This is a genomic window from Bacteroidales bacterium, from assembly GCA_018334875.1.
Taxonomy (GTDB): Bacteria; Bacteroidota; Bacteroidia; order Bacteroidales; family UBA12077; genus JAGXLC01.
Genome location: JAGXLC010000126.1, coordinates 1 through 10,573, shown reverse-complemented (window position 1 = coordinate 10,573; position 10,573 = coordinate 1). Strand labels below are relative to the sequence as shown.

The following is a 10,573-nucleotide window of genomic DNA, read 5'->3' as shown; positions in this document are numbered from 1 at the left end:
TTTTTTCACGATGGCGAGTCCAAGTCCCAGAGAATTATTCCGATTGCCTCTTCTGAAGCGTTTGAAAACCTCTTCTTCCGGGAATTCGGGTTCATTACCTTCATTGATCACCCGGAAATGTTTCTCATTGGTTTCAATATATATGGTTGTGGAGGGATGGGAATACCGCATGGCATTTTTGATCAGGTTTCTTATCAGTATATCCAGTAAACCTGCATCGATGGTGAGCGTATGCTCTTCGTTCAGGTTGGTTTCTATTTGAAGCTGTTTCATTTCTGCAATTTCCCTGATCTTATCCACATGGCCACGAATGACTGGCGTCGTGTGAATGGTCTGGATATTCGTGAATTCCTGGTTTTCTATCTGGGTAATCAGGTTCAGCGCACGCCCCATCCTTGACAATTGCTGTGTTTCTTCATAAATGGCCTTTAGCTTTTTGGCCTGTTCCGGCTTTAGGTCGTTGGCAGAAAGCAGGGACTCGGTTTTATTATGTATGATGCTAAGCGGAGTTTGTAGCTCATGCGACATGTTCTCCGTATATTCCTTCAGTTGGTAATAATCGTTTTCAATACGCTGTCGCATATTTTCATACAAATGCTTTAACCGGTCGAATTCATAGGTGGAGGTTTTTATATGATCGATAGAACCGGACTTTCCTATTCTGTAAGATGCCATCTGCTTAAGGATGCGCCTGAAAGGAGCGAACAGATAACCCGACAATAAATAATTGATCAGAAATATGGCCAGAACCAACACAATAAAAACAGGCAACACAATTTCGAAAACATCGTCCCTGAAACGATAAAGTTCATCTGCCTCCTTGGTCATCTCCAGTTTATAATGGGTACCATTCACGGTGATATAAGTGGATTTTTTCCTGTAAATATTCTCCCGCTGCGTTTGTTCGTTCATCATTACCGTATCGGTATACACGGGTTGAAAATCTCCTGGGATAGAGGCTACTTCACGAACGTTGGCAAAATCAGAATCCCTGAATTTGTCCGGATCTTCTTTCAACTTATGTTCTATAAATCCTTCCATATGCTGAAAACGGTTCTCCAGAATCCGGTGCATGTGTTGATTTGCTTCGTTCTGAAGAATCTTTGCACTAATGATAAAAGAGATTAACGTAACCAGCAGGTAGAAAAATAAGGCCTTGGAAAGTAATTTAAATTTCTTCCTTTTCATGTTTCTTCCATTACAAATTTATATCCCATTCCATACATTGACCGGATATAATCCCTGCCCCCGGCCTGGCTGATCTTACGGCGCAGATTCTTGATGTGGTTGTATATGAAGTCAAAATTATCGGCCTGGTCAATGTGATCGCCCCATAAATGTTCAGCTATGCTTTCCTTTGTAAGCAACCGGTTTTTGTTGTATATAAAAAACAGGAGGAGATCGTATTCTTTTCTTGTCAGCTTCAGCAGGCTATTGTTAACTGTCACTTCCCGTGCATTCAAATCAATGGATAGCTCATTATAAGTAATCAGATTATGTCCTCCTGCAAACCTCCGCCTGAGAATGGAGCGTATCCTGGCATTCAACTCAGCATTATGAAAAGGCTTGGTCAGGTAATCGTCCGCTCCCCAGTCCAGTCCCTTAACCTTATAATCCAGCCCGTCTTTGGCTGTAAGAATAAGGATGGCCGTTTCCGGATGTAGTTCCTGAATTTTTGGGATCAGTTCCAGACCATCACCGTCGGGCAAACCCAGATCAAGAATCACCAGATCATAATTGTAAAGCTCGATTTTTTCCTCCGTATCATGATAGGTACCGGAAATTTCGGTGATGAAACCGTTTTCCTGAAGAAAGCCGGCAATATCACCAGCGAGTTCCTGATTGTCTTCAACGATAAGTAATTTCATCCTTTTCAAGATGTATATTTGAGCAAATGTAACATCAAAATCTGTAGAAAATTTGTTTAAAATCAGCGGATAAAAAATGACAAATCCTTATTTTATAACCTCTTCTCCAGTTTAATGAAAGCTAGGGAAGTTAAGAATTTTTAAACAAAGTAACAATCGGTATGTATATTTCTTTTCAGAAACAGTTTTTATCACGCTTACATTGGCTTGAAGCCGTTTGATTACATAAACGCATGCAATAAACAGATCATATGTATAGAAAAAATTATCTGTTCATTGTATATGATGCGGAGCACTATCACTTTACGGTAACGGAAAAAGATCTGTCGATGAGGTGAAATAAACAATGCAATCTTAGGCAAATTATTTCATAATTATACAATCATTTTGTATCTTTGTTAAAATGACAATAATATTAAAAATACTAAATCTTAACTCATCATGAACTTACAATACATATTGAATAGTAAAGGACAAAAGACTGGGGTATATATCCCAATAGAAGACTGGGAAAAATTAAAATCCTATATAAAAGAAATACAAGAAACTGAGAGCAAAAATCCTTCTAAAGCTGAAATACTGGAAGGACTAAAAGAAGCCCTGCATGAAGTTAACCAGCATCAAGAAGGCAAAATTAAACTCAACCCGGCAAGAGAACTGCTAGATGAACTTTAATGTTCTTTATACATCAAATTTTAAAAAAGCATACAAAAGGCTTATAAAGAAATATGCTTCTTTAAAGTTTGAACTAGAATCACTGATTAACAATCTCGAAGAAAATCCCAAGTTAGGCACACCATTAGGAAAAGATTGTTATAAAATTAGGTTGCCCATAAAATCAAAGAAAAAAGGAAAAGCTGGTGGAGCAAGAGTAATAACTTGTGTTAAAATTACTCGATCAGAAGTATATCTTCTTACCATTTATGATAAATCAGAAAAAGGAGATATTACCAGAAAGGAATTTGAAGAACTCTTAAAATCCTTAGATAAATAGTTAATTGTCCTTTACATAATTAATGATTCACCTTTCGCTCTTACAGAGCTTCCAGTGTTTTAACTTTTTTACTTTACACTTCTCTCTCGGATTAGCAGTATCCCCAGCACAACAATAATCGCCAGCCACAGATATCGGTCCCAGCAGGAGCGCCTCTCCATTTTACCAGATTCTTTCTGAACTCCTTCCAAAGTATCCTCCTCCTTTCCCTGTTTTACCGTATCGATTCTGGTTTGATAAATCGTATCACGTATTTGTTTTTCCACAATCCTGGTTACAGGTGGGCTTCCTTTTTTCATTCTAACCAGATCAAAAACAGGATAATCCACATCGCTGTAGTCGTATATGCCTGACTTTTGAGGTTCACCATTTTTATAAAACTTTAAGCGTATAGCCTGACATTCCCCCGCGCTTAGTACGGTTGCAATAAGCTCGTTCTTGACAGTTTTTATCTGGGCATCAGTAAGCTCCGGCTGAACGGCAAAATTCAGTGTATCATAAAATTCCCTATAACCTTCCCTTTTCAAGGTATTGGAATCAAGGCTCACAGCCGTATAAAAGCCATGATGTTCATTTAAGCGTTCCAAAAGCTTATTATAAAAATCCTTTTTTACCGTTCCGAACAGATCCGTATAAACATGAGGGTATAAAAACTTATCCCCACTCTCATATACTTCACCTGCATCTTTCCAGTAACCCTGTAAGAACTGTGATTCCACATAAACAAAATAGGTGAGGTTATGGGTCGCCTTCAGATTTAAGGCAAAAACAAATAAAAAAATGGTTAAGCCGATTCTTTTCATATCTATTGATTCATTATTCAGGCAAATTTAACCCGAATTATTTTTGAATAATTCTGACGCTATTGAAAAACCTGACTTTTTGCTTCAATAAATTTCGCAAAAAGCCGGTTTTTCTGATGCGGGGTTACCTGCATTCATCCCGCAAATCTTCCCGCATTCAAAAACTTTCCCGCTTACCAGCGGGATTCGTTTTTGAATAATGCAGGTTAACAAACGTTACATCATGTCTCTGGGTATACTTTCGTCCCAGGTTTTGCTGAAAACTCTTGTATCATCCTCATAGGCATCCAAAGTAGCGCGAATCCGAAAATGGGTCCGGGTTGAAGTCAGAATGGTACGGGTGATGGTAACAGCTTCCCAGTCATCCCGTCTGAAACCCCGCCTGCTCGTAACCTCTCCTCTCAGTGTATCGTAATTGTTATTTTTGTAAAAATACATCTCGGTGACGTCTTTCTTTATCGCCCAGTTGATATCGTCCAGGCGGTATTGAGGATCGTTGTTGGCCACATGCAGTCTGACTTCATTCGTAGCCAGGTTGTGTTTCACCTCCCACTCCCGATGTGCGGGTACAAGGAGGGTTGTCGCCAATTTCCTTCCTTCTCCTGGTCTTCCAAGATCCCGGAGGTGGTCGTCACTTTCTTTGGGCTTGCGGACAGGCAATTGAAGGGCGCTGTTTTCCAGGTAGATCTTTAGACGAGCGGGTTCGGGTGGTGGCCAGGCCAAAGGCCAGTATGATGATGAAATGGACAAACGTAGCTGATTTCCTGCAGGAAACTTTTGTGCTACATAATTCATATCCACTTGTATCTTATACTTTTTGTGCTCTTCCAGTTCTTCAGGGTGTTCATGGCTGTTTCGGTGTGTAAGATTCAGCAAGCCATACGTAACCCTTGTAGCTCTTCCATTGGGTGCCACATCGGATATACGCACCGCCACCGTTGCAATGGGTTTGTTGGAGGAAAGCTCCAGCTCCACACTGGGTGAACCCAGAATTTCAAGGTCATCTTCAAGCGGCGGGGTATCAAAAATCAAGGATCCTCCATCCTCCTCCCGCTGGTCGCTGGGAAGATCCGTAGTTTCAGCATAAGAGCACCATTTACCGGCAAATAACCCAACACTCAAAGGACTTTGAATGCTGAGCACCGTATCGGTTTGCTGCGACATATCAAAATCAAGCTCGCCGGAAAGAATATTCAAATTCCTTTCTTCTATCTCAGGGGAAGGCCAGTGTTTCTCACCCACCCATCTTCCGGGCCTTTTTGCTGAAATAGGAGATACAGTGTCCTTCATCCATGCACGGATCATGGGTTCATGCTCTACACCAGTATCAATACCCTTGAGCCATTGATCCCACCATCGCACGCATTCATTCAGGAAGTCGATGATCGGTCCCGGGCCTCCCATATGCGGATATTTATGTCCCCATGGACCTATCAGACCTTTCCTGGGAACATTTAAATTTTCCATCAACCGGAATACGGCATTGGTATAGCCGTCGGCCCATCCGCTTACAGCAAAGACAGGGCACTGAACGGCAGAATAATCTTCGCATACGGACGCATGTTTCCAATATCCGTCCCGCCGCTGATGTTCCAGCCATTTCTTCAACCATAAACCACTGCCTTCAAGCCGGTCGATCCACATCTCCTTCCACTTTTCTCCGGCGATCTGCGGATCGGGAGGGCAGGAATTATAAGCAAACATAGTAGAAGCCCAGGAAAGATTGTCGGTAAGTAACGCACCGCCCATATAATGCACATCATCAGCATAGCGGTCATCGGACGATGCTACGGTTATCACTGCCTTCAGCTCAGGAGGTTGCAATGCAGCAATCTGCAGACCATTAAAACCGCCCCAGGAAATGCCAATCATTCCAACATCACCGGTACACCATGCCTGACCGGCAAGCCATTTGATCACTTCTATACCATCATCAAGTTCCTGCTGTAAATATTCATCTCTCAAAATACCTTCAGAATCACCACTTCCACGCAGGTCTACACGAACACCGGCATAACCCTGCTCTGCAAAATGACCATGAATCTCATTGTCTCTAAATGCTTTAAAATCTCTCTTACGGTAAGGAATGTATTCCAATATTGCAGGTACAGGTTGGTTCTCTGCATCTTCAGGCATCCAAATTTTGGCAGCCAAATGGGTTCCGTCCTGCATGGGAATCCATACGTTCTCAAGTACTTTTATCTTCATATGGTTTGGTAAATTAATAAATCCGGATTAAAAAAACAATAAATAAAAAGAGGGTGCCCTCTTAACCTGCATTATTCATAAATTTTTACAAATATGAATAAAATGCAGGTTAACCCCGACTTAGGTGAACTTAAATTTTGAAAAAAATTTTAGTGAATCTTAGTCGCTGTCGGAGACAGGAATAATTCTTGAATTATTCGGGCTAAAAAGTTGCCAAATATAAGAATAAAAAAACCGGTTTTTCTGACAACCTTATTAAACTTTATCCTTATTCCATTGTTAACATGTAAAAGCCTGTTAGCAGTTTTATTTTGTAGAATGCATAAAAGCGAATAGAGATGGAACTTAAAGAAAAGAAATGCAAACCCTGTGAAGGAGGCACACTGCCCTTAAAATCACAGGATATTAAAAATTACCTGAAAAAACTGGATACCAAATGGGAAGTAATTGACAATACCCAAATCCGGCAAACATATAAATTTAAAAATTTCAGGGAAGCGCTTGACTTTGCAAACAAAGTAGGGGAAATAGCAGAAGAAGAACAACATCATCCCGATCTGCATGTTTACTATGGCAAGGTGACCATTGACCTGGCGACCCATGCCATCGGGGGTTTATCGGAAAATGATTTTATTGTGGCATCAAAAATTGAAGACATTTAAATTTTTTGCGTTCCATATTACGGATGGTTGTTTGTTTATTAACGCGGGGCCCAAAGCTCCGCGTTTTTTTGCCTGGTATTTCTAAATCCGTTTCCTTAACGGCAAATGCTTTTACCTTACCGGTCAAATTCTTGCTTTTTTTGGCAAAATTTATGAGGCAATTTTCAAAGATAAAAATAATTGCAAAAGATCATGACCTTCATATAATTATGTCTCATAAATTTTGCTTGCTAATTTGGACAAGCCAAAACGTAAACACATTAAATTCCTTGAAAGCATCCTATTTGGTTTTGGCTTGTCCAAATTAGGGATAAAACTCAACACCAATAATAGAAATGTCGTCGAAAATGGCAGTACTTCCTTCATCAATGTATTGATCTTCAATGATTTTCTGAATGTTGTAATCGATCCTTTCCCCATTGACCACACGCGACTTGATCTGGTCTGTATTATACTGCACCTTATTGCTGCTCATCAGTTCAACCAATCCATCAGTATAACAAAGCAATTTTGTAGGTTCAGTTATCTTTATCTCTCCTTTGTTTATAAAGGGTATCTGATCGAGCATTCCCATGCCGATACAACCATCCTCAAGGAATTGCAATTCATCGCTCTCAGTTTTATATAATATCGGTGGGTTATGCGCCGCTGTTATGTATTCCAGCATTCTTGTCTGATAATCGTATTTGGCCAGGAAAAGCGTTATAAACTTTTCTCCCTTCGCACTGCCCATCACCCGCTCATTCAGTTTGGGAATAAGTTCCTCAAGCTTTGTATTGGTAGAGAACAGTGCTCTTAAATTGGCCTGGAAATTTGACATCAGCAAAGCCGCAGATATTCCTTTTCCTGACACATCTGCGATACAAAAAACTTCTTCGTTTTCGCTCAGGTGGATATAGTCATAATAATCGCCTCCCACTTCATAATGTGGCTTATAGTAAGTCGCCATGAAGATATGTTCGTTATTGGGAAGCATACTCTTGTCGGGTATCAACATCGACTGCATCCGGGAAGCCAGTTCAAGTTCCTTTTTTAAGGCTTCCTGCCTGAGGCTCTCATTGTATAATCTTATATTCTCTATTGCAACCATTATAATATTTGAAAGGGTTTGGATAAAATGCAGATGTTTGATGGTGGGGCTTACACCTTTTGACTCCTCATCAATATCACCGATTAACACATAGGCTATGGGTTCATTATTATTAAATACGGGAATGATGTTGTCAAAAGTCCGAAGATTGGGGTTCGGAGAGGAGGTGACAAAAGTAATCTCTTCAGTACCTTTGATGTCTTCTTCCATATCGATTTCTTCTACTTCCTCACCGCATCCGGATTGAAGAATGACCTCCCATATCTGATGATCAAAATTATACTTATAAATGAGTACCCTTCCGATATTCAGCTCTTCACGGAGAATTTTTTCATAACGAGCCAACAAGCTATCGGTATCAAGATTGGCATTGATGGCTTTGGTGATCGAAAGCAAAGAATTCAATTTGAATGAAAATAATTGTAATCGTTTAATTTTAGACTGGCTGGTTTTCATAAAAATTGAATTGAGATGCTTTAACTATATGGTAACCTGTTTTATTTTTTTATCCTTTCCACATAAGATGAATCGCGTGTATCCACCTTTATTTTCTCACCCGTATTGATAAAAAGCGGCACTTTAATCTCGGCACCGGTTTCCAAAGTTGCCGGTTTAAGGGCCGTTGTGGAGGTAGTATCTCCTTTTACTCCAGGTTCGGTATAATCGACCTCCATCTCTACAAATTGTGGCAATTCGCACCGGATCGGAGTTTCTGATTCATCATGAAACAAAATTTCCACCTGCTGATTCTCCTTAAGTAAACGGGGATTATTTATATGATCTTCAGGAAGCGTGATTTGTTCAAATGTTTCTGTATGCATAAAATGGTATCCCAGCTCATCATTGTATAGAAACTGGTAAGGCCGGCGCTCAATTCTTGCGGTCTCCACTTTCGCCCCGGCAGAAAAGGTATTCTCAAGCACCTTGCCTGTAGTGACGCTCTTGAGCTTGGTTCTCACAAAAGCAGCTCCTTTCCCTGGTTTTACATGCTGAAATTCCACAATCGTATAAAAATCATTATTATACTTGATAACCATTCCATTTCTAAAGTCTGCTGTACTTGCCATATATTTTCCCTGTTTTTAAATACAAAATTAAAGCAATAAGTTGGAATAATCTATCTATTTTACCCATTAATACATCTAATGACCAGAAAATCTCAGGTATCGGGCCAGGCCTTCATCCCAAAATATTTTTTCGGGGAATGGTTGCTATAAAATCTTTTAGATAAAAAGGCTCAAAATAAGCCAGATCTTCAAACTCACGGTTGCTATATTTTTCCTCTGCCAACGATGCCATGTGCTTTGCCGAAAGGTCAACTCCTTCAATAAACCGGGCATTGGGATGCCGGATGATCTCACGGCATTTTTCGGATCCATTTCCAAAGAAATAAACGATATACTTTTCCAGCCACCGACCAAATGAATTTTCATTAATCACCTCTGCTTTAACACCCCGGAAAAACTGGTTGTTGCTGTCAATAATGGCAGAATACACCTCCATTCTTCTTGCCTCCAGCATGGGAACATATATCGAATTTTCACCAGGCTGCCTTCCTTCCCCTTTTAACCTGGCGAATAAGCCCTGAGTCAGGCTTCGGAGTGTGTTTACCGCAAGAAGGGGAATATCGGCCCCGTAGCACAGACCCTTAGCAGTAGATACCCCTATTCTTAAGCCGGTATATGAACCCGGCCCCTCACTTATACTAATGGCATCAAGCGAGCCGGGGGCAAGCCGGGTCTCGGAAAGAATCTTCCCGATAAAGTATGAAAGCAGAGAAGCATGGGAACGACCCTGTTTATTTTCCCGTTCACTGACCAATTGTCCATCCCTGGTAAGAGCAACAGAACAAACATGCGTAGTGGTTTCAATATGTAGAATCAATGCCATACAATTTCAATTTAACCTTCGCAAAACAATGCTCAAAGCAATAACTTTATCTACCTAGAGTCTGTCTATAATATCCGCTGGCTGCGTTACACTCGTTTTGAATGACAGTCGATTATATTTGGTAGAGACGTACGGCCGTACGTCTCTACATTGTCATTCAAAACTCGCAAGCCTTACCAGCGAATATTCTAGACGAGACTCTTTCAAATCTCCTTGACTTTATGGACAAACACTACCTATATGAAATATTTACAACCCAATCAAAAATAATAAACTTTTTCCTCGTATTATTGAATTCGGGTAAAAATGATTTAATAAATTTGGATAAAATACCATAAAAACATGAAAGAAGAAATCATTCCGGAGTTGGGGAGGGTGCACATCACCAAGAGAAAACACTCCAAAAGAATTACGGTAAGGTATGATCCCAAAGGGAAGATAAAGGTCAGTCTTCCCAAACACGTCAGTTATAAAGCCGGCCGTGACTATATTCTTTCCAAAAAATCGATCATTAAAAGTAAAATAAACATTCTTCAGGAAAAGCAGAACAATGTAGACTTTAATAATTACAGGACCAAATGGCACAAGGTAATTCTCAGTCCTGAAGAAAGAGCGGATGCATCATATCAGATAGAAGATTCGGATATCATCGTCCGTTTCCCTTCCCAAACCGACCGGAACGACCCTCTGCTGCAGGCAGTAATCCGTGAGGGGGTCATAACAGCCCTGCGGAAGGAAGCAAAAACCTATCTTCCCCAAAGACTTTCCGAGCTCGCTTCACAACACAACCTGAGCTTTAACAAACTTTACATCAAAAACGTCAGGACCCTTTGGGGAAGTTGTTCATCAAAAAATAACATAAACCTGAATATTCACCTGATGAGATTACCGGATCACCTGATCGACTATGTGCTGCTGCACGAGTTATGTCACACCGTATATAAAAATCACAGCCCCGAATTCTGGTCCCATCTCGATCGGATGAGTAAGGGCAATATCATGAAGCTAAAAACCGAATTAAAAAAATACCATCCGCGTTTATAGCGGTAAGGCAATCT

The 10,573-nt window shown here is 40.4% G+C and carries 11 protein-coding genes; 4 read left to right on the top strand and 7 right to left on the bottom strand.

Going from position 1 to position 10,573, the window contains the following annotated elements; translation table 11 throughout:
* Together KGY70_11150 and KGY70_11145 are read right to left on the bottom strand one after the other, a co-directional pair.
* Nucleotides 1–1,188, bottom strand: a 1,188-nt coding sequence (locus KGY70_11150) for a HAMP domain-containing histidine kinase (protein ID MBS3775737.1), incomplete at its 3' end; no start/stop codon positions are given.
* The gene (locus tag KGY70_11145) at nucleotides 1,185–1,868 is read right to left on the bottom strand and encodes a response regulator transcription factor (protein MBS3775736.1); all 684 of its coding nucleotides are present in this window, start codon (nucleotides 1,866–1,868) and stop codon (nucleotides 1,185–1,187) included. The genes KGY70_11145 and KGY70_11150, both read right to left, overlap by 4 nt.
* Before the next feature lie 441 nt (nucleotides 1,869–2,309).
* Between KGY70_11145 and KGY70_11140 the strand changes: the two genes are divergently transcribed.
* Together KGY70_11140 and KGY70_11135 are read left to right on the top strand one after the other, a co-directional pair.
* Nucleotides 2,310–2,543, top strand: coding sequence for a hypothetical protein (locus KGY70_11140; protein MBS3775735.1), 234 nt, complete (start codon nucleotides 2,310–2,312; stop codon nucleotides 2,541–2,543).
* Nucleotides 2,533–2,862 (top strand): type II toxin-antitoxin system RelE/ParE family toxin, encoded by a 330-nt coding sequence (locus KGY70_11135; GenBank protein ID MBS3775734.1) that lies wholly within the window; start codon nucleotides 2,533–2,535, stop codon nucleotides 2,860–2,862. Before KGY70_11140 ends, KGY70_11135 begins: the two co-directional genes overlap by 11 nt.
* A gap of 68 nt (nucleotides 2,863–2,930) precedes the next feature.
* Here KGY70_11135 and KGY70_11130 read toward each other — a convergent pair whose 3' ends face one another.
* Together KGY70_11130 and KGY70_11125 are read right to left on the bottom strand one after the other, a co-directional pair.
* The gene (locus KGY70_11130; protein MBS3775733.1) at nucleotides 2,931–3,665 is read right to left on the bottom strand and encodes a hypothetical protein; all 735 of its coding nucleotides are present in this window, start codon (nucleotides 3,663–3,665) and stop codon (nucleotides 2,931–2,933) included.
* Nucleotides 3,666–3,881: 216 nt separating this feature from the next.
* Nucleotides 3,882–5,873, bottom strand: a complete 1,992-nt coding sequence (locus KGY70_11125) for a CocE/NonD family hydrolase (protein ID MBS3775732.1) — start codon at nucleotides 5,871–5,873, stop codon at nucleotides 3,882–3,884.
* A gap of 338 nt (nucleotides 5,874–6,211) precedes the next feature.
* Between KGY70_11125 and KGY70_11120 the strand changes: the two genes are divergently transcribed.
* Nucleotides 6,212–6,535: a 4a-hydroxytetrahydrobiopterin dehydratase gene (locus KGY70_11120; protein MBS3775731.1), complete on the top strand. Its 324-nt coding sequence runs from the start codon at nucleotides 6,212–6,214 to the stop codon at nucleotides 6,533–6,535.
* 304 nt (nucleotides 6,536–6,839) lie between these two features.
* On the opposite strand, the gene KGY70_11115 is transcribed toward KGY70_11120, so the two are convergent.
* From KGY70_11115 to tsaB, 3 genes are all read right to left on the bottom strand, one after another.
* On the bottom strand, nucleotides 6,840–8,021 hold the full coding sequence (locus KGY70_11115; protein ID MBS3775730.1) for a SpoIIE family protein phosphatase: 1,182 nt from the start codon (nucleotides 8,019–8,021) through the stop codon (nucleotides 6,840–6,842).
* Nucleotides 8,022–8,122: 101 nt separating this feature from the next.
* Nucleotides 8,123–8,692: an elongation factor P gene (gene efp / locus KGY70_11110; protein MBS3775729.1), complete on the bottom strand. Its 570-nt coding sequence runs from the start codon at nucleotides 8,690–8,692 to the stop codon at nucleotides 8,123–8,125.
* Between the two features lie 112 nt (nucleotides 8,693–8,804).
* Nucleotides 8,805–9,515: a tRNA (adenosine(37)-N6)-threonylcarbamoyltransferase complex dimerization subunit type 1 TsaB gene (gene tsaB, locus KGY70_11105; protein ID MBS3775728.1), complete on the bottom strand. Its 711-nt coding sequence runs from the start codon at nucleotides 9,513–9,515 to the stop codon at nucleotides 8,805–8,807.
* 342 nt (nucleotides 9,516–9,857) lie between these two features.
* On the opposite strand from tsaB, the gene KGY70_11100 reads away from it, so the two are divergent.
* Complete coding sequence (locus KGY70_11100; GenBank protein ID MBS3775727.1) at nucleotides 9,858–10,559, top strand: M48 family metallopeptidase; 702 nt, start codon at nucleotides 9,858–9,860, stop codon at nucleotides 10,557–10,559.
* Nucleotides 10,560–10,573: the final 14 nt, after the last annotated feature.

Bases quoted from the DNA above. Each gene is read 5' to 3' on its own strand.
- tsaB (MBS3775728.1), bottom strand. From the start codon at position 9,515: ATGGCATTGATTCTACATATTGAAACCACTACGCATGTTTGTTCTGTT.
- KGY70_11140 (MBS3775735.1), top strand. From the start codon at position 2,310: ATGAACTTACAATACATATTGAATAGTAAAGGACAAAAGACTGGGGTA.
- KGY70_11125 (MBS3775732.1), bottom strand. From the start codon at position 5,873: ATGAAGATAAAAGTACTTGAGAACGTATGGATTCCCATGCAGGACGGA.
- KGY70_11100 (MBS3775727.1), top strand. From the start codon at position 9,858: ATGAAAGAAGAAATCATTCCGGAGTTGGGGAGGGTGCACATCACCAAG.
- KGY70_11130 (MBS3775733.1), bottom strand. From the start codon at position 3,665: ATGAAAAGAATCGGCTTAACCATTTTTTTATTTGTTTTTGCCTTAAAT.
- efp (MBS3775729.1), bottom strand. From the start codon at position 8,692: ATGGCAAGTACAGCAGACTTTAGAAATGGAATGGTTATCAAGTATAAT.
- KGY70_11135 (MBS3775734.1), top strand. From the start codon at position 2,533: ATGAACTTTAATGTTCTTTATACATCAAATTTTAAAAAAGCATACAAA.
- KGY70_11120 (MBS3775731.1), top strand. From the start codon at position 6,212: ATGGAACTTAAAGAAAAGAAATGCAAACCCTGTGAAGGAGGCACACTG.
- KGY70_11145 (MBS3775736.1), bottom strand. From the start codon at position 1,868: ATGAAATTACTTATCGTTGAAGACAATCAGGAACTCGCTGGTGATATT.